The 20,066-nt window shown below is 72.2% G+C and carries 18 protein-coding genes and 1 other RNA gene; 10 read left to right on the top strand and 9 right to left on the bottom strand.

The features are described 5' to 3' along the window. Window positions 1-374: 374 nt before the first annotated feature. From MHW47_RS17345 to MHW47_RS17335, 3 genes are read left to right on the top strand one after another with little or no spacing between them, the layout of a single operon-like run. Window positions 375-1,211 carry a Nif3-like dinuclear metal center hexameric protein gene (locus tag MHW47_RS17345; protein WP_239224283.1) on the top strand — a complete coding sequence of 279 codons (837 nt, stop codon included), beginning with the start codon at window positions 375-377 and terminating at the stop codon, window positions 1,209-1,211. After that, a complete protein-coding gene (locus MHW47_RS17340; protein ID WP_239224287.1) occupies window positions 1,208-1,951 on the top strand; it encodes a zinc ribbon domain-containing protein in 744 nt (247 codons plus the stop codon). Before MHW47_RS17345 ends, MHW47_RS17340 begins: the two co-directional genes overlap by 4 nt. Beyond that, window positions 1,951-3,153, top strand: coding sequence for a bifunctional RNase H/acid phosphatase (locus MHW47_RS17335; protein WP_239224282.1), 1,203 nt, complete (start codon window positions 1,951-1,953; stop codon window positions 3,151-3,153). Before MHW47_RS17340 ends, MHW47_RS17335 begins: the two co-directional genes overlap by 1 nt. A 363-nt stretch (window positions 3,154-3,516) precedes the next feature. Here the strand turns inward: MHW47_RS17335 and eda are convergent, their stop codons facing one another. Beyond that, window positions 3,517-4,137: a bifunctional 4-hydroxy-2-oxoglutarate aldolase/2-dehydro-3-deoxy-phosphogluconate aldolase gene (gene eda / locus MHW47_RS17330; protein ID WP_239224281.1), complete on the bottom strand. Its 621-nt coding sequence runs from the start codon at window positions 4,135-4,137 to the stop codon at window positions 3,517-3,519. Between the two features lie 86 nt (window positions 4,138-4,223). Continuing rightward, a complete protein-coding gene (gene yaaA, locus MHW47_RS17325; protein ID WP_239224280.1) occupies window positions 4,224-5,024 on the bottom strand; it encodes a peroxide stress protein YaaA in 801 nt (266 codons plus the stop codon). A gap of 198 nt (window positions 5,025-5,222) precedes the next feature. On the opposite strand from yaaA, the gene MHW47_RS17320 reads away from it, so the two are divergent. The 4 genes from MHW47_RS17320 to rnpB all read left to right on the top strand — a co-directional run bounded on the left by MHW47_RS17320 (window position 5,223) and on the right by rnpB (window position 8,339). Continuing rightward, window positions 5,223-6,641, top strand: a complete 1,419-nt coding sequence (locus tag MHW47_RS17320) for an RNB domain-containing ribonuclease (protein WP_239224279.1) — start codon at window positions 5,223-5,225, stop codon at window positions 6,639-6,641. A 57-nt stretch (window positions 6,642-6,698) separates the two neighbouring features. Further along, window positions 6,699-7,208, top strand: a complete 510-nt coding sequence (locus MHW47_RS17315) for a helix-turn-helix domain-containing protein (RefSeq protein ID WP_239224278.1) — start codon at window positions 6,699-6,701, stop codon at window positions 7,206-7,208. 115 nt (window positions 7,209-7,323) lie between these two features. After that, on the top strand, window positions 7,324-7,893 hold the full coding sequence (locus MHW47_RS17310; protein ID WP_239224286.1) for a Uma2 family endonuclease: 570 nt from the start codon (window positions 7,324-7,326) through the stop codon (window positions 7,891-7,893). Window positions 7,894-7,937: 44 nt separating this feature from the next. Then, an RNA gene (gene rnpB / locus MHW47_RS17305) (RNase P RNA component class A) lies at window positions 7,938-8,339 on the top strand. Between the two features lie 197 nt (window positions 8,340-8,536). Here the strand turns inward: rnpB and MHW47_RS17300 are convergent. From MHW47_RS17300 to MHW47_RS17280, 5 genes are all read right to left on the bottom strand, one after another. Next, a complete protein-coding gene (locus MHW47_RS17300; protein WP_239224277.1) occupies window positions 8,537-9,325 on the bottom strand; it encodes a class I SAM-dependent methyltransferase in 789 nt (262 codons plus the stop codon). A 447-nt stretch (window positions 9,326-9,772) separates the two neighbouring features. Further along, window positions 9,773-10,573 carry a hypothetical protein gene (locus MHW47_RS17295; protein ID WP_239224276.1) on the bottom strand — a complete coding sequence of 267 codons (801 nt, stop codon included), beginning with the start codon at window positions 10,571-10,573 and terminating at the stop codon, window positions 9,773-9,775. A gap of 335 nt (window positions 10,574-10,908) precedes the next feature. Next, window positions 10,909-12,000, bottom strand: a complete 1,092-nt coding sequence (locus MHW47_RS17290) for a hypothetical protein (RefSeq protein WP_239224275.1) — start codon at window positions 11,998-12,000, stop codon at window positions 10,909-10,911. A 217-nt stretch (window positions 12,001-12,217) separates the two neighbouring features. Further along, window positions 12,218-13,084, bottom strand: a complete 867-nt coding sequence (locus tag MHW47_RS17285) for an N-acetyltransferase (protein ID WP_239224274.1) — start codon at window positions 13,082-13,084, stop codon at window positions 12,218-12,220. A gap of 42 nt (window positions 13,085-13,126) precedes the next feature. Continuing rightward, the gene (locus MHW47_RS17280) at window positions 13,127-14,041 is read right to left on the bottom strand and encodes a LysR family transcriptional regulator (protein WP_239224272.1); all 915 of its coding nucleotides are present in this window, start codon (window positions 14,039-14,041) and stop codon (window positions 13,127-13,129) included. A 132-nt stretch (window positions 14,042-14,173) separates the two neighbouring features. Here MHW47_RS17280 and MHW47_RS17275 point away from each other — a divergent pair, with 132 nt between their 5' ends. Further along, the gene (locus MHW47_RS17275; RefSeq protein WP_239224270.1) at window positions 14,174-14,680 is read left to right on the top strand and encodes a nuclear transport factor 2 family protein; all 507 of its coding nucleotides are present in this window, start codon (window positions 14,174-14,176) and stop codon (window positions 14,678-14,680) included. Window positions 14,681-14,774: 94 nt separating this feature from the next. Further along, window positions 14,775-15,287 (top strand): cupin domain-containing protein, encoded by a 513-nt coding sequence (locus MHW47_RS17270; protein ID WP_239224268.1) that lies wholly within the window; start codon window positions 14,775-14,777, stop codon window positions 15,285-15,287. Here the strand turns inward: MHW47_RS17270 and MHW47_RS17265 are convergent. After that, window positions 15,227-16,408, bottom strand: a complete 1,182-nt coding sequence (locus tag MHW47_RS17265) for a serine hydrolase (protein ID WP_239224266.1) — start codon at window positions 16,406-16,408, stop codon at window positions 15,227-15,229. The genes MHW47_RS17270 and MHW47_RS17265 overlap by 61 nt on opposite strands. Window positions 16,409-16,828: 420 nt before the next feature. Here MHW47_RS17265 and MHW47_RS17260 point away from each other — a divergent pair, with 420 nt between their 5' ends. After that, entirely contained in the window at window positions 16,829-19,834 is a 3,006-nt protein-coding gene (locus tag MHW47_RS17260; RefSeq protein WP_239224264.1) for a BTAD domain-containing putative transcriptional regulator, read from the top strand. 47 nt (window positions 19,835-19,881) lie between these two features. Here the strand turns inward: MHW47_RS17260 and MHW47_RS17255 are convergent. Then, the coding region (locus MHW47_RS17255; RefSeq protein ID WP_239224262.1) for an alpha/beta fold hydrolase at window positions 19,882-20,066 on the bottom strand (185 nt) is incomplete at its 5' end.

The raw sequence follows: 20,066 nt of genomic DNA, 5'->3' as shown, positions 1-20,066 counted from the left end.
CGCGGGGACGGCCGGGACGACCGGCACGGCTCCGGCCACCGGGGAGGCGGCCCGGGCGCGGGCACCGGCCGCCGGCTTCGTCGCCACACGGACCCACTTCGGCCCGCCGGCCCCCGCACCGCCCCACGCGCCGGTCGCCGTCACGGACCCCTCTTTGATGGCACAGCCAGTCATCGACTCATTACCTCCGGCCACCGAAGCTAGTTTTCGCACTTCCAGCCGAACAACACGAGAACCCCCACTTCACACATAAGGGTGGTGATGGCCGGATTCCGCACTCCCCGCGCGCACGGGTGTGCTGCGCGCACAGCGGCCGTCGGGCCGCCCGTTCCCCACGGCTTCCGGGGGCGCGCCGGGCAGGTAGCCTTTGCTCCGTGCCCCGTCTGTCTGATGTCATCTCCGAGCTCGACGCCCTCTGGCCGCCCGAGCGGGCCGAAGGATGGGACGCGGTCGGCACCGTCTGCGGTGATCCGGACGCCGAGGTCCACCGGGTGCTGTTCGCCGTGGACCCCGTGCGGGAGACCGCCGAGGAGGCCGTCCGGCTGGGCGCGCAGCTGATCGTGACCCATCACCCGCTCTACCTGCGCGGGACGACGACGGTCGCGGCGGACACGTTCAAGGGCCGCGTCGTGCACACCCTCATCCGGGAGGGCGTCGCGCTGCACGTCGCCCACACCAACGCCGACACCGCCGACCCCGGGGTCTCCGACGCCCTCGCCGCCGCGCTCGACCTGCGCGTCGAGCGCCCCCTCGTCCCGGACCCGACGGACCCGCAGGGGCGCCGCGGCCTCGGCCGGATCTGCGTGCTGGACCACCCCGAGACGCTGGGCGCGTTCGCCGCCCGCGCCGCGGCCCGGCTGCCCGCCACCGCGCAGGGCATCCGCCTCGCGGGCGACCCGCAGGCCCTCGTGCGCACCGTCGCCGTCAGCGGCGGATCGGGCGACAGCCTCTTCGACGCGGTGCGCGCCGCCGGCGTCGACGCCTTCCTCACCGCCGACCTGCGCCACCACCCGGCCTCCGAGGCCACCCAGCACTCTCCGCTCGGCCTCGTCGACGCCGCGCACTGGGCCACCGAGTGGCCGTGGTGCGCACAGGCCGCCGCACAGCTCGAAGCGATTTCCGACCGCCTCGGATGGGACCTGAGGGTCCACGTCTCGAAGCAGGTCACCGACCCCTGGACCGCCCACCACTCTTCTGGAGCCCCCAACTGAACGCCGCGCCCGCCGATCAGATCCGACTTCTCGACGTCCAGGCGCTCGACCAGCGCCTCTCCCAGCTCGCGCACCGCCGCAAGTCCCTGCCCGAGCACGCCGAGATCGAGTCGCTGACGGCCGACCTCGCCCAGCACCGCGCCCTGCTCGTGGCCGCGACCACCGAGGAGAGCGACACCGCCCGCGAGCAGACCAAGGCGGAGCAGGACGTCGACCAGGTCCGCCAGCGCGCCGCCCGCGACCAGCAGCGCCTGGACTCCGGCGCGGTCACCTCGCCGAAGGACCTGGAGAGCCTCCAGCGCGAGATCGCCTCGCTCGCCAAGCGCCAGGGCGACCTGGAGGACATCGTCCTGGAGGTCATGGAGCGCCGCGAGTCCGCCCAGGAGCGGGTCGCCGAGCTGACGGACCGGGTCGCCGCCGTGCAGGCCAAGGTGGACGACGCCACCGCCCGCCGCGACGCCGCCACCCAGGAGCTGGACGCGGAGGCCGCCACGGTCACCAAGGAGCGCGAGGTCGTCGCCGGTTCGGTCCCGGCCGACCTGCTCAAGCTGTACGACAAGCTCCGCGCCCAGCAGGGCGGGGTGGGCGCCGCCCGCCTCTACCAGCGCCGCTGCGAGGGCTGCCGCCTCGAACTCAACATCACCGAGATCAACGACGTGAAGGCGGCCGCCCCGGACGCCGTGCTGCGCTGCGAGAACTGCCGGCGCATCCTCGTCCGCACCGCCGACTCGGGTCTCTAGTGGTGGGGCCGCGCCGGTTCGTCGTCGAGGCCGACGGCGGCTCACGGGGCAATCCGGGCCCCGCCGGCTACGGCGCGGTCGTCATCGACCCGGACACCGGCGGGACGCTGGCCGAGGCTGCCGAGTACATCGGGTTCGCGACCAACAACGTCGCCGAGTACCGCGGTCTCCTCGCCGGCCTCCGCGCCGTGCGGTCGCTGCTCCCGGACGGCGCCGGGGCGGCGGACGCCGCGGTGCACGTCCGGATGGACTCCAAGCTGGTCGTGGAGCAGATGTCCGGCCGCTGGAAGATCAAGCACCCCGACCTGAAACCGCTGGCGGCCGAGGCGGCGGGCGTGCTGCCCGGCGCGGCCGTCACGTACGAGTGGATTCCGCGCGAGCGCAACCGGTACGCCGACCGGCTGGCCAACGAGGCGATGGACGCGGGCCGGCGCGGCGTCCCCTGGGACGCGGCCGCCTCCACGGCCGGCCTGGACGCCCCGCACACCCCGGTGACCGTGCCCGCGCCGCCCGGCGCCGGGTCGCCGAGCGATCCCCTCACCCCGCAGGTGGGCTGGGGCTCCGCCCCGGACCTGGGCGCCCCCGCCACCCTCGTCCTGCTGCGGCACGGCGAGACGGCCCTCACCCCGCAGAAGCGGTTCTCCGGCAGCGGCGGCACCGATCCCGTGCTGTCCGCCGCCGGCCGCGACCAGGCCGCACACGCGGCGGCCGCCTTCGCCGCGCGGGGCACCGTCCAGGAGATCGTCAGCTCCCCGCTCCGCCGCTGCCGCGAGACGGCCGGCGCGGTCGCGGACCGGCTGGGCCTGGAGGTGCGGATCGAGGACGGGCTGCGCGAGACGGACTTCGGTGCCTGGGAGGGGCTCACCTTCGGCGAGGTGAAGGAGCGGTACGGCGCCGACCTGGACGCCTGGCTCGCCTCCCCGGACGCGGCCCCCACGGGCGGCGGCGAGAGCTTCGCCGAGGTGGCCCGGCGGGTGGCGGACGCCCGCGACCGCCTCGTCGCGCGGTACGCGGGGCGCACGGTCCTCGTCGTCACGCACGTCACCCCGATCAAGACGCTGGTCCGGCTGGCCCTGGGCGCGCCTCCGGAGGCGCTGTTCCGGATGGAGCTGTCGGCGGCGTCCGTTTCGACGGTGGCGTACTACGCGGACGGCAACGCCTCCGTACGCCTGCTGAACGACACGTCCCACCTGGCGGGCTGACCGCGCCGGGACGGCACTCGGCCCCACCGGCCGGGGGGAGGGCCGGTGGGGCCGAGGCGGTTCCGGCCGGTCGGGGGATTACCTGTCGGAACCCGGGTGACCCGGCGTGCGGGTGACGTCCCCTACAGGGGTCGTGCCCCGAATCCCGGGGAGCATGCACGCGGTGGACGGGGACTCGACCGGGGCGCGAGATTCCGGCCATGGCGCGGGGTGGGAGGACGGGTGCCAGCCCCGGGTGCTGGTCGGGCGTGTACGGGGCGCCGGCCGGGCGCGAGGTGCCCGCGTACGGGGTGCCGGCCGGGCGCGAAGGCCGCGTACGGGTGGTTGCCGGCCGGCGCGTACGGATGTCCCGGGCGCCCCCGCTCAGGCGCCCAGCGCCGCCGCTTCGGCGGCGAGGCGCTGCACCCGGTCCCAGTCGTGGGCCGCGATCGCGTCGGCCGGGACCATCCAGCTGCCGCCCACACAGCCCACGTTGGACAGCGCCAGGTACGCGGGCGCCGAGGCGGGCGAGATGCCGCCGGTCGGGCAGAACCTGGCCCGGGGGAGCGGGGCGGAGAGGGCCTTGAGATAGGCGGTGCCGCCCGCCGCCTCGGCCGGGAAGAACTTCATCTCGGTCATCCCGCGCTCCAGCAGCGCCACCACCTCGGAGGTCGTCGAGACGCCCGGCAGGAACGGCAGCCCGGACCCCTTCATCGCCTCCAGCAGCGCGTCCGTCCACCCCGGACTGACCAGGAACCGGGCCCCCGCCGCCACCATGTCCGCGACCTGACCGGCCGAGACGACCGTGCCGGCCCCGACCACCGCGTCCGGGACCTCCGCCGCGATCGCCCGGATCGCGTCCGGGGCGGCGGCGGTGCGCAGGGTCACCTCGATCGCCGGGAGCCCGCCCGCGACCAGCGCCCTGGCCAGCGGGACCGCGTCGGCCGCGTCCTCCAGGACGACGACGGGCACGACGGGGGCGAGGTCCAGCACGGAGGAGGTCATGCGCCCATCCTGCCCGCGCCCGGCGCACCGCGCAACGACCGTTGCACCATGTGCAACGCACCTTAAATGTCCCCTGGGGCGCGCCCTCAGTGGATCTCCGTGACCACCACGTCGAGCTGCCACGGCCGCCCCGGCCGGGCGGGTTCCGCCGCCTCGACGACGTGACCGAGATCCCGCAGCACCGTCACCAGCTCGGCGGGACCGGCCGGCCGCGCCCCCGCGAGCAGCAGGTCCCGCACGATGCGGCCCTTGGTGGCCTTGTTGAAGTGGCTGACCACGGACCGCTTCTCCACCCCGTCCACCTGCCGCGCGTGCAGCACCCGGACGCTCGCCGTCCGCTCCGCCAGCGCACCCTTCGGCTTCCACGCCGCCGCGTACGCGGACGAACGCAGGTCCAGCACGAGCCCGTCCCCCGCCGCCTCCGGCATCACCTCCGCCATCGGCGCACGCCAGAACGCCCCGAGCGCCCCGAGCCCCGGCAGCTTCACGCCCATCGAACAGCGGTACGGCGGAATCCGGTCGCCCACCCGTACCGCGCCCCACAGCCCGGAGAACACCAGCAGCGACTTCGCGGCGAGGCGCCGGGCGGCCGGATCGAGGGTGGCCAGACCGAGCGCGTCGTACAGCACGCCGGTGTACAGCTCCCCGGCCGGCCGCGTCCCCGCCGTCCGCAGCACGGCGTTCTTCGCGACCTCGCCCCGCAGCCCCTCGCTGAGCCCCAGCACCTCGCGCGCCTTCTCCTCGTCGGCCGCGCACAGCTCCACCAGGGCGTCCAGCACGGCGCCCCGCGCCTCGCCCAGCCCGGGCAGCGCGAGCGACTCGGGCTTCAGCGGAGCCCCCCGCCCCGAGGCGGCCTTACCTTCGGAGGGCGGCAACAACACGAGCACGACGGTTCTCCTTCAAGACGTACGGGGAAGGGCTCCGCCCGGCGTGCGGTCGGCACGAAGACCTCCGGCCAGCGTACGGGGGCGGGGGAGGGGCCAGGACGCGGCGCGGAAGCGGGGCCCCGCGCACCGGACACCGCCCGGAATGCCGCGCTCCGCGCGGCGGCCTACGCTCGGGGCATGCCTCGCCGTCACCTTCGCATGACCGGCGCAGCCGGAACCCCGCTGCGGGAGGCCCTGCACGCCCTGCGCACCGACGCGGCGCTGCCCGGCGACTTCCCCGCCGAGGTCCTCGCCGAGGCGCACGACGCGGCGCGCGCACCGGAACTCGGCGGACACCGCGACGCCACGGACATCCCCTTCCTCACCATCGACCCGTCCGGCGCCATGGACCTCGACCAGGCGATGCACCTGGAGCGCCGGGCCCACGGCTACCGGGTGCGGTACGCCATCGCGGACGTGGCCGCGTTCGTGCGCCCCGGCGGCGCGCTGGACGCCGAGGCCCACCGCAGGGTGACCACGCTCTACTTCCCGGACGGCCGGATTCCGCTGCACCCCGAGGTGCTGTCCGAGGACGCCGCCAGCCTGCTGCCCGGCCGGGTCCGGCCCGCGGCCCTGTGGGAGATCGACCTCGACCCGGAAGGCCGCGCGGTGGCGACCCGGCTCGGCCGGGCGCTCGTACGCAGCCGCGCCAGGCTCGACTACGCGGACGCGCAGCGGCGGATCGACGCCGGCACCGCCGAGGAGCCGCTGGCGCTGCTCCGGGACATCGGCACCCTCCGCGAGGAGCAGGAGGTGGCCCGGGGCGGCATCTCCCTCAACGTGCCCGAGCAGGAGATCACCGCACACGACGGCGGCTACGGCCTGGCGTACCGCGCCCCGCTCCCGGCGGAGGGCTGGAACGCCCAGATCTCCCTGCTCACCGGCATGGCGGCGGCCCGCGTGATGGCGGACAGCGGCACCGGCATCCTGCGCACCCTGCCGGTCGCGCCGGACGGCGCCGTGGCCCGGCTGCGCCGTAGCGCCGAGGCCCTGCGCATCGAGTGGCCGCACCACGTCCCGTACGCCGAGGTCGTCCGCTCGCTCGACCCCGGGCGCGCGGACCACGCGGCGTTCCTCCAGGAGTGCACGACGCTGCTGCGCGGCGCGGGCTACACCGTCTTCGACGGCGGCGACCTGCCGGTCCCCGCCGTGCACGCGGCCGTCGCCGACCTCTACACGCACTGCACCGCGCCGCTGCGCCGCCTGGTCGACCGGTACGCCGCCGAACTGTGCCTGGCGGCCTGCGAGGACCGCGACCCGCCCGAGTGGGTGCTCGCCGCGCTGCCGGCGCTGCCCAAGGAGATGGCCGAGGGCACGCGCCGCGCCAACACCGTGGAGCGCGAGTCCGTGGATCTGGTCGAGGCGGCGCTGCTGGCGGACCGGGTGGGCGCGGTCTTCGACGGGTACGTGGTGGACGTGCGGGACGACGCACCCGACACCGGCACCGTCCACATCGACGACCCGGCGATCGTCGCCCGCGTCGAGGGCGACGCGCCCCTGCCGCTGGGCGAGCGCCTGCGGGTCCGCCTCGCCGAGGCGTCGCCGGGCACGGCGAAGGCCCTGTTCCGCCCGGTCTGACGGCATCTCGTACGATCGCGAGTTCGGCCCCCGCGCCCGTACGAAGGAGGGACCGGCGTGACCGACCGCGCCCGCCAGCACCAGATCCTGGCCGCCGCCCGTGTGCTCCTGGAGCAGGAGGGCCCGGACGCGCTGACCATGCGCCGGCTCGCCGGGCGCCTTGGCATCACGGCCCCCTCCCTCTACAAGCACTTCCCGGACAAGTCGTCCGTGGTGGACGCGCTGGCCGACGCGATGCTGGCCGAGACCGCCGAGGCCCTCGAAGCCGCGGAGACGGCGGCCCCCGGCTCCTTCCCGGCCCTGGCCGCCGCCTACCGCGCCCACGCCCTGGCGCACCCGCACCTCTACCGCCTGACCACGTCCCGCCCGCACTCCCGGCACCTCGAAGAACGCGCCGCCGCCCCGCTCTTCCGCGCCCTCCTCCCCGACGAGGCCACGGCCCGGGCGGCCTGGGCCTTCGCCCACGGCATGGTCATGATGGAACTGAACGACCGCTTCCCCACCCCCGAGGCCGTCACCACGGCCTGGACGGCGGGCATCACCGCCCTCACTCCGACCAGCCTCTGAACGCACGGGCCCGTCCTGTGCCACGATCGGGGGAAAGACTCCCATCTCACGGACGGCTGGTTCCGCGATGGCGCACTCTGACGAGCGACCGAGGAAGGGGCGTGACATGTCTGCCATGCCGCACGAACCGCTCTCGCAGGCGGACGTCCTGCTTGAGGGCTTCCTGGCGCTGGATACGCCGGAGGGCTTCCGAGCGGAGCTGATCGAGGGGGAGATCGTCGTGACACCGCCGCCGGACGGGGATCATGAGGACTACATCAACGTAATCCTGAAGCAGGTGGTCAGGAACGCCACCACCGACATGGACTTCTCCGGGAACAAGGGCCTGAAGCTGAGAAGCGGCGGCGGTTGCCCGAAGAACCACGCCATCCCCGACGGCACGTTCGCCCCGACGGCCCTGCGGCTGTACCGGGGCGCGGAGCCGTGGATGCCGTGCGAGGGGGTGGCGCTCGTCGTGGAGGTCACGTCGTCGAAGCCGGCCGCCGACCGCCGGGCCAAGCGGCACTGCTACGCGAGGGGCCCGATCCCCCTGTACCTGCTGGTGGACCGGGAGGAGTCCTCGGTCACGCTGTTCCGCGACCCGGAGGGGGACGACTACCGTCAGCACTGCACCGTGCCGTTCGGCAAGCCGGTCCGTCTTCCGGCGCCCTTCGACCTCGACCTGCAGACGGAGGACTTCCTCTGAGCGAGCCGCCCCGCCGGGCCGGGTAGCATGGGCGGTACGGCAGACGAGCCGGGCGGACGGCCGCGTGGGGATCTTCGGATCCCCCCGAGGAACGTCCGGGCTCCACAGGGCAGGGTGGTGGCTAACGGCCACCCGGGGTGACCCGCGGGACAGTGCCACAGAGAACAGACCGCCCGGGACTCCGGTCCCGGGTAAGGGTGAAACGGTGGTGTAAGAGACCACCAGCGCCTGGGGTGACCCAGGCGGCTAGGTAAACCCCACCCGGAGCAAGGTCAAGAGGGGCCGTCGCAAGACGGCCCTGCGCGGACGATCGAGGGCTGCCCGCCCGAGTTCGCGGGTAGACCGCACGAGGCCGGCAGCAATGCCGGTCCTAGATGGATGGCCGTCTCCCCGGCCGCCGCGAGGCGACCGGGCGACAGAACCCGGCGTACAGCCCGACTCGTCTGCCGCCCCTGCGGTTTTGCCTCGGAAAGGGCCTCTGACCTGTGTCGGAGGACCCTTGAGCTGTTTCCAACCTCAGCTCGAGCAGGTCGGATACAGAGTGAGGACCGCACCCGCAGCAACCGCTTCCAGCACTGAACACTTCCCGAAGCGCGGCAGGCGGTCGCGGGGCGGCAGGTCGGCAACGACGACGGAAGGCGGATCAGCGCGCGGGCTCCGACGTGCCTCGCGCCTGGTGGCGGCCGGCGACCACCAGGTACCCATCGCTCTCCGGGTCGAAGGTGGTGGACTGCACCGTGAGCCCGACACTCCGCAACTGCGCCACGAGGTCCTCGTACCGGTAGGGCCAGATGGACAACCGCTCCGAGCAGGCTCGCACTGCCCCGTCCGGCTCGATCTGGGCGATCACGATCTCGAGGAAGTGTTCCTTCTCCCAGCGCTCCTCGATCTGCCAGTAGTAGCTGACGACCGCATCGCGGCCGTTGCGGCGGATGAGTCGATCACGGACGTCTATCCGCGAGCCGGCGGAGCGCACGAGCTCCCAGTTACGTGAGTGGAGCACAAGGCGTCCGCCCGGAGTCAGCAGCCGCGACATCGCTTCCAGTGCGGTCAGGCGCCCGGCTGCGCCCTCGGCGTGCCCGAGCGAGTTGCCGACGCAGAACACCAGGTCGAACGTGGAGTCCTCCAGGTGGTCGGGCAGCTCGTCCCAGCTCGCGCGGAGGGCTCGAAGCGAGACGCCCTGCTCGTCGGCGACCTGCTCGGTCCGGCGAACCATCCCCCTGCTGGCATCTGCGGCCACCACGTCCAGGCCGAGACCCCCCAGCCCGACGGCGAGCTGGCCGGTTCCACATGCGCAGTCCAGGACACGCGCGTTGGGCGGCACAGAACCCACGACATCGCTGTAGTACACCGCGGCTGCCTTGGCGGGGGTCAATCTGTCGTCCCCGATCAGCCACTCGTATACGTCGGAGAGCGCCTCATAACCAGCCACCGCGAAACCTCCGTCACTCGACGACACGCGGGCGAGACCGCGCTGCGACTCGAACCTTGTGCCTCGCACTGTGCCGGGCCATGTCAGCGAAGCATTGAGCAGGACCCAACCACCTCCGGCCGCTGAGACTCCACCGGATTTCGTGGGAATCCACGGCACGCCGCACCGACGTAAGCCCCACGTCACCGGCACCCCATCGGCCACGACGAGGACAACGAACCCTTCTCGATCTGCTGTGCCTGAAGGCGAGTTGGCCTGTCCTGCGCAACGCCGAAGCTCCTGGTAGACGGGTTCTCGACCAAGATCACCCTGATCCGCCAGGAGCTTCGCGTGCTTGCGCCACCAACCGCATCACCTGAAGGCCACCCTCGTCCTTCATCACGCATCAGCGTGAGGTTGGAAAAAGCTCAATATGCCGGATGGCCTTTCCGGGATTCCAATAACTTGCTATATGAATTCTCGGGCGTCATGTGGGACGAAACGGTTTTCTGGGTATGCGGCATGATACTCCGGCTCACCTGTCGGCAAAACAGGAGCCAACGTTTTAAAGATGCGCCACATGGCTGCGTCGGTGTAACCTGATATGGTTTCACTGGCCTGCAAGATACCGCCCCCGCCAGGCAAGGGAAACACCTTGAAGAAGGCGTCACCGGACTCGAGCTCTGCCCACCCTCCAAGCCGCTCTAGCAGTTCCTGAGGGACAATTGTCACCCATGCGTAACCGCGCAGCGTCCCGCGTCCGTTGGGCATGGATTTGGTGACCTTGCGGCGGAGCGCGACATCAAGATTTGTTCGCTCCGTAAACTGGCCAATCTCTACACGCCCGAAGGCAGGATTTGCGCCGTTTAGGGCCGTCAAGAGGAATTCGACGATTCCGGAACAGAAACCCGGATCGCTAAAATCGGAAGGGGTGGCGGGGAGGCCCACGGTGTTAAGGGTGCTCATGCCCTCCATGAGGGCAGAACTGGTTTCGATGTACCCCAATCGGCAATCTTCTTCAGAGAATCCAAAGTGCCCATAATAAGAGCCGGCTCGAACACCTTCCATGAAATCTTCCAACCCCCTGCGCTTGCCGTCGAAGCGCTCTGCGGGTGAGGATTCCTCACGGTTTATCGCCGCATGCCAGTCTGTCCTGGACCTCAGCAGGCCCGAGAAAAACATGTCCAGGCCGCAAGTGAACCACCGCTCCGTTGTCCGGCCGCATTCCTCAGCGCCGCGATCGAGCGAAACTTCGATATAGACATCCACCGCATGCCCCCTCACCCAAGTCGCCCTGGAAGAAGCGACCTGGGTAAACCGTATCTCCTTCGATCAGCAGGCGCCGCCGAGGGCAAGAGCACATGCTGGCCCGCCCGACAGCCCTGCACCTAGCACCCTGCCGGGCCAGGTGGCGGAGGTCGGGGCAGTAACGCCAACCGCACTATCCGGGCCCCGACTGTGCACCAGGCTGGGGTGCCGTACATGCCGCTTAACGAAGGCGGGGGTCCAGTCCTGGACCTTGAAACCGGCTCCCCTGGATCACGTCCGGGATCACACGCAGGTAAGGCTTTAGCTCTACCCTGCCGGCAGTCCCAGCTCAGTTATCACTCGCTGTACGGGGAGCCAGTCGGGAGTGCCAAACGGGAAAGCCAGCTCTCCGCCTCTGCTCGCCGCAACATCCGGTCGACGCGCAATGTCGGCCTCATGTGCTCGAACATGCGGCCAGCGGTCATGGCGTAATCCCGTTTCAGGCGGTGCAGGACCAGAATGCGTGTGCCGTCGAGAGTTTCTATATCGGCCGGCACCCCATCAGCGCTGATGGGGGTTCCATGACCGTCGAGAAGATGGAATGCAGTCAGCGCTGGGGTGTCGGGCCCCAGGTGCGGGCTTCCGCTGGTGGCTGCCTCGACCCAGCGTCTGGAGGGCGGATCGCCGGCGACCCAGCCATGAGTCGGATCCCCCGTGAGCCTGTCGGCCAGAAGGATGAGCATCTGCCCATTGCCCCCTACCCCGCTCATCGTCAGGGCATATCCCCGACGGGCACGGGGGTCGAGCACCACCAGCGGCTCGTCATCGAGGACAGCTGCCAACGCGGCGACCCACTTGCCCTGCTGACATCGGTAGGCGACCGCAGCAGCATGTTCGCGGAGTTCAGCTTTGACCTTGTCGGATACCGCTGCCCGGAACCGACCGTCCACCATGACAGTGGTAAGCGCTCTGAGCCAATCGTCCATGTCGAACCACGACATCGCGATTCGGGTCAGGGCCTCACTTCTCGCACTGTCCCCAACCCGACGCCACCAGGGTCGTCGCGTCAGTTCACGCACGAGTTCGCTCGCGTCGGCACTCTCCGGCTCAGGCAGCGCCCTTCCTCCGGTCGCCGCGTCCCAGAGCTCGGGTACTGCGGCGTTGAGCATCATGGCTTCCGCCGCACGCTGGGGCAGCACGTCCACGAGTGCCATCGGCGATGCGCCCCACTCAACGAAGGCTCCGGCCAGAACCGCGGTCATGGCGTAATCTCCGCCCAGACCCGGCAGCAGAGGGGCCAGGGCTTCCACCGCCGCAGTCAGCCCCTCACGGCCTTCCGCCTTGGCTGTCTCAGCCAGCTCCTGCACTGCGGCTTGATAGGCAGGAGCCGATCCGGACTCCATCTGCACGATCAGATGACGCACAGCGCGTTGCACTCGCGTGGGCATCAGCTCACTCTAGCTTGCGCTTGGCCACGCGGTCTGAGCTTGTCATCCATGGTCCGGCGCCGAACGACGCCTCTTGCGTGGAGGTCAGTTGGAGGCGTTGCAGAGGACTCCGCCCGACGCGGTGATGCTGGAGATGGGATCCCGGCTGCGGGTGGGACGGTGCGGATCGGTGGGCCAGTACCGACGTGGATCCAGGCCCAGCCGTAGTACCGCGGCTTCAGGCGGAGCGGCTGAGGTCCAGGCGGTTGGGTGCCGGGTTGTAGCCGGCGGCTTTGTAGGTGGCGACGGCGGCGGTGTTCGATGTCGGGGTGCTGACGAGTGCGCTCGACGCGCCCAGTTCACGCAGCGTTGCCGCGGCAGCGAGGCTGATCGCCGTCCCGTGGCCGCGGCCGCGATGGTCGGCGTGCACGCCCACCGGCTCCAGCAGGCCGGGTCGGCCGGGTCCGGCGGACCAGACCGTCGCCGCGGCCACCGCGTTGTCCCGGGCGTCGTAGCCGATCAGGCAGCGGGCGTCGGCGTAGACCGGCCCCGCCGCGAGGACGTGCCAGATCTTCTCGGTGAACCGCGGGCTGCCGAACGCCGAGCGGTGGACGGCGGTCCGTACCCCCGCCGTCTCCGGGCCGGCCACCTCGATCCGCAGGCCGGAGTCCGGCACCGGTTCGGCGAGGTCACGGTGCAGCGGCGTCCACGGCTCGTCCGGATTCCAGCCCGCTTCCAGGAGGACCTCGCGGAGCAGGGCGCCGTCGGGGATCTCGACGCCGACTTTCCCGGGCGGCAGAACCCCGCGCTCCGGGTCTTCGAGATCCGCCAGCATCCGGCGCGCCAGCGCACCGTCCTGCCGCACGTCGGGCGAGGTCGTCAGCCGTAGTACATCGGGGGCGTCCAGGTATCCGACGGCAACGATCCGCCCGCCCGCGCTCCAGGTGCGGACGGCCGCGGCCAGCCTCTCGGCGCCCAGCGCCCAGGCCCAGCCGAGGTCTCCCGGATGGAGTTGCAGCGGCGTGCGGTCGTCCTGCCATACGCGGAGGGCGTCCACGACCCCGGCCAGCTCGTCGACACCGGGCTCGTTCAGAACGATCGTCATGTCCCGCATTGCACAGCATCGCGGCGGCCGGCCGCACCCGGTTTACTCAGCCTGCGTGGGCACCCCGGGGGTCTGGACCAGGCCGAGCGCTGCCTCGCCGAAGGCGCGCGTGCGGGCTGTCGCGCCGTCGGCGGACCACACCAGGCCCCACTCCGCCGGCTCGGCGTCCCCGAAGGGCACGTAGACGACATCGGGACGGGCGAAGTACCGCCTCGCGTGGGCCCCGACGACGAAGACCCCCTCGCCGGCGCCCACGAGAGTCAGCGTCTCGTTGAACGTCATGGCCGACGGACCGAGCGTGATCGGTTTCCCCGCGGGAGTCCGGTCCGGGGCCCAGTCCCGGCGCAGGGATTCCGGCAGCGTCCCGGGGACCTGCAGCAGAGTCACGCGAGCCAGGTCCTCGACGGAGACGGCCGCACGGCGGGCGAACGGGTGCCCGGCCGGCACGGCGAGCATGCGTGCCTCCCGCACCAGGACGGGCCCCATGACGATGCCCTCCTCGCGCATCGGGAAGCAGGTGAGCGCGATGTCCGCCTCCCCGTCGCGCAGCCAGGGCAGGACCTGCGGCAGGTGCGCCTCCTTGATCCGGACCTCGCAGTCCGGGTGCCGGGTGCGGAACGCCTGCGTCGCCCCGGCCAGCAACTGGCCCGCCGCAGGCCCGGTGAAGGCCACCCTCAGCAGCCCGGTCAGCCCCTTGCCGGCTTCGACGGCCCGCTCGTACGCTTCGGCGATCCGGGACCACGCCGGGCCGATCTCTTCGAGCAACTGCCGCCCCACCGGGGACAGTTCCACCCGGCGGCTGGTGCGGTTGAACAAGGGGACGCCGATGCGGCGCTCCAGTTTGGCGATGGTCTGGCTGACCCGGGCCGTGGAGACGTGCAACCGCTCGGCGGTGCGGCCGAAGTGCAGCTCTTCGGCGAGCGTCAGGAACGCCTCCAGCTCGTGCCGCTCCAGCATGCCGCGCCCTCTCCTCGTCGTTAAGCGTGGCTTCACGATCGTTGCGCAGAAGCGCGTTGATGCCATGTTCGGGCCCCAGCACGATGAGAACCAAGCCCCTTCCGGGCCACCTCATCCGCACAGGAGAACATCATGTACGTCACGCGTGATCGCGCCCTGACCGCCCCCGCGCACGACCTCGCGGCGGCCGTCGCCGAACTCAGGGACCGTACGGAAATCACCGACGCGCTCCACCGCTTCGGCCTGGGCCAGGACCTGAAGGACAAGGACCTGTTCGCCTCGGCGTTCGCCGCCGACGCCGAGCTGGACTTCCGTCCCGCCGCCTCCAAGTGGGGAGCCGAACCGCCGCTGATGTCCGGGCGCGACACCATCGTCACCACCATCCTGGCCATGTTCACCGGCCGGGTGGACACCACCCACCAGATCACCGATGTGCGCATCGCCGTCGAGGGCGACACCGCCCGGCTCACGGCCCTGGTGGAGGCCCAGCACCTGCTCGTCGCCGATCCCGGCACCCACGCGCTGCTGAAGAACCCCTACGACGTCGAGCTGATCCGCGACGGCGACCGCTGGGTCATCCGCCGGCTCCGTATCGACAACACGTGGTACACCGGCGAACCCGCCGCGATCTTCGGCTGACACCCGCCCCCGCCGTTCACCGCGCGCCGGCTGCCGTCCCGGCCCCCCGCGCATCCCCTCTCCACTCTCTCTCCGGAATCAGGAAGGACCCGACATGAAGAACACCGAGGCCAGTGGACAGCTGGTGCTGACCCGTCACGCGGAGGCCGAGACCTGTGCCGACCCCAGCAGCGTGATCACGCTGCTCGCCGACTCGGACGGTACGGGCAACGGCTTCACCAGCTACCGGTCCACCTTCGCCGAGGGAGCCGTGGGGGCACCCGCCCACTTCCACACCAGGGCGACCGAGCTGTTCTTCGTGATCAGTGGCTCCCTTCGCGTGCTGACGGGGGAGGAGGTCACCGTCCTGGAGGCCGGTGACTTCCTGGCCGTACCGCCGCACACCCCGCACGCCTTCGCGGCGGCGCCGGGCTGTGAGGCGGACGTCCTGTTCGTGTTCACGCCGGGCATGGGCCGGTTCGACTACCTGCGCCTGCTGGGCCGGGTCATGCGCGGAGAGGCCGACGCCGAGGAGATCGCCGCATCGGCGGAACGGTTCGACAACCACTACGTCGACAGCCCTGTCTGGCGGGCTGCCCTGGAGGCCGGGGTGCCGAACGCCTCGTAGACCTTCGCGAGGTAGTCGTGCGTACGCTCCGAGCCGAGGATTCCGGCACCCAGCCGGTTCATCGTGTACGCGAACGTGATGCGCCGGTCCAGGTCCATCACCACGAGGGAGCCGCCCCAGCCGGCCCAGAAGCAGATCGTCCCGTCGGGCAGGCCGGGGATCGTCGGCGGGCCGGCGAGCGCGTAGCCGACGCCCCAGCGCACGGGGACGCCCAGGAACAGATCGACCCCGTCGGCCTGGACGTCGAAGATCGCGTCCACGGTCCCCGGCGACAGCAGCCGCAGGCCGTTCGCCTCGCCGTGCCGGGAGATCACGGAGAGGGCGCGGACCAGACCGCGTGCGTTGCCGTGTCCGTTGACGGCCCCGAGTTCGGCCCGGCGCCAGCGCGGTGTATCGACGTGTTCGTCCCGGGCGGGGCTCCCGAGCATCGTTCTGGTGAACACCGCGTCGGGGTCGAGATCCGTCGGCACCGCGGGGCTCGGTGCCGACGGGACCAGCGCGGAGATCCGCGGCCAGTCGGCCTCCCGCGCGCCGATCTGGACGTCGGCGCCCAGCGGTGCGGCTATCTCGGTCGCGACGAACTCGGTCAGCGTGCGCCCGCTTGCCCTGCGCACCAGCTCTCCCACGAGCTGTCCCTGGGTCTGCATGTGGTAGCCGGAGGCGGTTCCCGGCTCCCACCAGGGCGCCTGGTCGGCCAGGCGGGCGCTCGCCGTCGGCCAGTCGTACAGGTCGTCGACGGTGAAGGGCTGCTCCCAGCCGGAGAGCCCCGAGGTATGGGCCAGGACGTGCCGCACCTCGATGTCCTGCTTGCCCCTGGCCGCGAACTCCGGCCAGTAGTGGGCGACCGGCCGGTGGAGGTCCAGCACCCCCCGCTCCACGAGGACGAGGGCCGCCAGGCTGGTGAGGGTCTTGGTGGTCGACCACAGGCCCACCACCGTGTCCCGGTGCCACGGAACGGTACGGGCCGCGTCCGCGTGCCCGCCCCACAGGTCGGCCTCCAGGGTGCCGTCCACATCGACGGCGATCGACGCCCCCAGTTCCTCACAGGACGCGAGGTGCGCCGTCAGCGCCGCCCGGAGCGGCTCGAACCGGGCGGTACAGGTTCCTTCGACGATGGTCATGGCATTCCTCACTCTGGACGGCGTTCGCTCGACCGCTCAACGAGGCGAGGAGCGCCCCGGTTCACTGTCGTCGCAGCTCAGAGGGCATGTGCCGACGAGGTGCCGTCCCCTGGGCGAGGGCGTCCGCACGGTCGTCACCCCGGGTGACGCCCTGCTAATGTCCCAAGGGCGGCAAATCGGACGACGAGGTCCCGCCGCTCCTGTACCTCCACGCCCTTCCCGCCCCCGAGCGGCCACGCCGTCGCGGCAGGGCCCACGCGGCCTCCCCGATTCGGCGGCACCCGGCGTACGCCGTCATGCCCATGGAGGGACACGGCCGCTCCTCACCCCGGGCAGGACGACGGGGCGAGCCGACAGGACGGCCACGCGGGCGCACACGCGCGCATGCGGGAGGCCGGCACCGAAAGACATGAGGAAGAGATGACGACGACCGCCGGGCGGGACCTCGACTTCGGCGTGCTGGGGCCGCTGGTGGTACGGCGGGCCGGCGAGGTGCTCGACCCGGGACGGCGCAAGCAGCGGCTGCTGCTGGTGCGGCTGCTGCTCGCGGACGGCTGCGCCGTCGCCCCCGAGACGCTGTGCGAGGAGCTGTGGTCGGAGAGCCCGGCCCCGGCCCGGGCGACGGCCTCCCTGCACGCCAACGTCAGCAAGGTCCGTGCGGTCCTGGAGCCCCAGCACCTGCGCGCCCGGGGGGCCTTCGAGGTGCTGGTCACCGAGCCCGCCGGCTACGCCCTGCGCGTACCGCCCGAGAGCCGCGACACCGTGCGCTTCGAACGGGCCGCCGCCCGGGCGCACCGGCTGCTGGACCGGGGCCGGCCGGAGGACGCCCTGGACGAGACGGGCCGGGCCCTGGACATGTGGCGCGGGGACGCGCTCGCCGACGCCGCGCACCACCTCTTCGCCGCCCACGAGAGCGCGCGCCTGGAGGAGCTGAGGCAGACCGTCCGCGAACTCCGTACCACCGCACTGCTGGTGAGCGGACGCATGCACGAGGCCGTGGAGGCGGCACGGGAGCTGACCCTCGCCCACCCGCTGCGGGAGACCGGCTGGGCCCTGCTGCTGCGGGCGCTGTACCGGAGCGGCCGGCATCCCGAGGCGCTGCGGCAGTACGCCGATGTGCGCCGGCGTCTCGCGGACGAACTCGGCCTCGAACCCGGTCCCGGACTGCGCGCCCTGCACGAGGGCATCCTCCGCCACGACCTGCCGCCCCTGCTCCTGGCGGAGACGGTGGGTGCGGCGGCCGTCACCCCCGCCGGCGAGGGGCCGGAGAACGCCGCGCCGGAGGTGCCTTCCCCGGACGGTGGCGACGACCCGGCCGCGGAGGGCGGCGGTGACCGCCCGGCCGCGGAGGACGGCGGTGAGGAGCCCGCGCCCCGGATGCGCCCGGCGCAACTGCCCGGCGACCTGCCGGTGTTCGCGGGCCGCGCGGCCGAGAGCGCCTGGCTGTCCGCCGTGAGCGGCGCGCCGGACCGGCCGGGACTGCCCGGTGCGCCCGTCGTCGTCATCGGCGGCCCGCCCGGCGTGGGCAAGACCACCTTCGCCGTCCACCACGCCCATCAGGTCGCGTCGTCCTTCCCGGACGGCCAGCTCTTCGTCAATCTGTGCGGGTTCCATCCGAACGCCCCTGCCGTGGAGCCCGGTGACGCTCTGCACGGCTTTCTGACGGCGCTCGGAGTTCCGGCGCAGCGCATCCCGGAGGACACCGGCGACCGCAGCACGCTGTTCCGCAGCCTCCTGGCCGGTCGGCGGGTCCTGCTCGTCCTGGACAACGCCCGCGACGAGGAGCAGGTCCGCCCCCTGCTGCCGGCGGGCGAGGGCTGCCTCACCCTGGTCACCAGCCGCAACCGGCTCCCCGGTCTGATCGCCGCCGACGGAGCCAAGCCACTCGGTCTCGCGCTGCCCTCGCAGGCCGAGGCCCACGAGACGCTGGCACGGCGGCTGGGAGCGGAGCGTCTGGCCGCCGAGCCGTCCGCCGCGGCGGACATCGTCCGGCTGTGCGGTCGGCTGCCGCTGGCCCTGGCCGTGGTGGCCGCCCGCGCGGAACTGGAGCCCGCCTTTCCGCTGCGTGCCGTCGCCGACGAACTGCGGGAGTTCCACGGCGGGCTGGAGGCGTTCACCGGCTTCGACGCGGCCACCGACCTCCGCAGCGTGTTCTCCTGGTCCTACCGGTCGCTGGACCGGCCCGCCGCGCGGCTCTTCCGGCTCCTCGCCCTCCACCCCGGCCCCGAGATCAGTGCCCCGGCCGCTGCCGGGCTCGCCGGGCTCACCCTCCCCGAGACCCGCCGCCTGCTCGCCGTACTGACCCGCTCCTGCCTCGTCGAGCAGCCCCTGCCCGGCCGGTACGCCCTGCACGACCTGCTGCGCGGTTACGCCGGCGAACTCGCCGGCGAGCACCACACCGATGACGAGTCCCGGCTCGCCGTCCTGCGGGTGCTGGACCACTACATGTTCACGGCGTACGAGGGCAACCGGCTGTTCCGGCAGGACTCGCTGCCCGAACTCGACCTGGGCTCCCCGAGCGCGGGCGCCGCCCCCGAGGACCTGGCCACCGTGGACCGGGCGAACCGGTGGTTCACCGCCGAGCGCCGGGTGCTGGACGCCCTGCTGCACACCGCCGTCGCACGGAAGCTGGACCACCACGTCACCGGACTGGCCTGGTCGCTGAAGGAGTACCTGAACCGCCAGGAGTACTGGCCGGAGGCCATCGCCGCCCTCGTCCCCGCCCTGGACGTGGCCCGGCGCCGGGGCGACCGCCTGGAGGAAGGCCGCTGTCTGCGCCACATCGGCGCCGTCCACGGCTACCTCGGTCACCGGGACCAGGCCCTGCGCCACCTGGGTGACGCCGTCGCGATCCTCGAGGACCTGGGCGCGCTGGGCGAACAGGCCCGCGCCCACTACGCCACCGCGTGCGCGCTGTACCTGTTCGGGGAGGCGCCGCAGGCCGTCGCGTCCTCCGAGCGCGGTCTCGCCCTGTCCTGGGCCACGGGCGACACGTTGTGGACGGCCGAGTGCCTCGTCGAACTCGCCTGGTTCCACTCCAATCTGGGAAACCTGGAGAAGGCCCTCGCCCTCAGCGAGGAGGCCCTCGGCCTGTACCAGAGCCTGGACGCCCCCTGGCAGCGGGCGCAGAGCTGGGACGTCCTGGCCCACATGCTCCGTCAGCTGGGCCGGTACGAGGAGTCGGTGGCCACCTACCAGCGGGTGGTGGACGCCTTCGAGGAACTGGGCGACCTGCGGAACGCCGTCGGCGGGCTGATGCGGATGGGCGACACCCGTCTGGCCATGGGCGACCAGGACGGCGCCCGGGCGGACTGGGTCCGTGCGCTCGCCGGCGCCGAACAGCAGGAACTCACCCGCAGCGCCCAGGAGGTCAGGGAGCGGCTCGACGCCCTGGACGCCGAAGACGGCTCCGTGCACGCGCCGTAGCGGGCCGCCGCCTACGGCAGGGGTGGTGAACGGCGGCCCGCTGTTGGTCACTTCGCGAGGAAGGTGAGGAGGGCGTCGGTGACTTCCTGGGCGTGGGTCCAGAGCAGGCCGTGGGGGGCGCCGTCGATGACGACGTAGTCGGCGTGGGGGAGGGCCCGGTGGAAGGGCTCGCCGGTGGCCTCGATGGGCAGGATGCGGTCGGCGGTGCCGTGCAGGATGAGTGCCGGTATGT

This window comes from Streptomyces sp. OfavH-34-F (genome assembly GCF_022347745.1).
In the GTDB taxonomy this organism is placed as follows: domain Bacteria; phylum Actinomycetota; class Actinomycetes; order Streptomycetales; family Streptomycetaceae; genus Streptomyces.
Note: the sequence above shows the minus strand (reverse complement) of the source record. Positions and strands in the feature narration are given on the sequence as shown.

Bases quoted from the DNA above. Each gene is read 5' to 3' on its own strand.
- eda (WP_239224281.1), bottom strand. From the start codon at position 4,137: ATGACCTCCTCCGTGCTGGACCTCGCCCCCGTCGTGCCCGTCGTCGTC.
- MHW47_RS17320 (WP_239224279.1), top strand. From the start codon at position 5,223: ATGACCGGCGCAGCCGGAACCCCGCTGCGGGAGGCCCTGCACGCCCTG.
- MHW47_RS17310 (WP_239224286.1), top strand. From the start codon at position 7,324: ATGCCGCACGAACCGCTCTCGCAGGCGGACGTCCTGCTTGAGGGCTTC.
- MHW47_RS17290 (WP_239224275.1), bottom strand. From the start codon at position 12,000: ATGCCCACGCGAGTGCAACGCGCTGTGCGTCATCTGATCGTGCAGATG.
- MHW47_RS17285 (WP_239224274.1), bottom strand. From the start codon at position 13,084: ATGACGATCGTTCTGAACGAGCCCGGTGTCGACGAGCTGGCCGGGGTC.
- MHW47_RS17280 (WP_239224272.1), bottom strand. From the start codon at position 14,041: ATGCTGGAGCGGCACGAGCTGGAGGCGTTCCTGACGCTCGCCGAAGAG.
- MHW47_RS17275 (WP_239224270.1), top strand. From the start codon at position 14,174: ATGTACGTCACGCGTGATCGCGCCCTGACCGCCCCCGCGCACGACCTC.
- MHW47_RS17270 (WP_239224268.1), top strand. From the start codon at position 14,775: ATGAAGAACACCGAGGCCAGTGGACAGCTGGTGCTGACCCGTCACGCG.
- MHW47_RS17265 (WP_239224266.1), bottom strand. From the start codon at position 16,408: ATGACCATCGTCGAAGGAACCTGTACCGCCCGGTTCGAGCCGCTCCGG.
- MHW47_RS17260 (WP_239224264.1), top strand. From the start codon at position 16,829: ATGACGACGACCGCCGGGCGGGACCTCGACTTCGGCGTGCTGGGGCCG.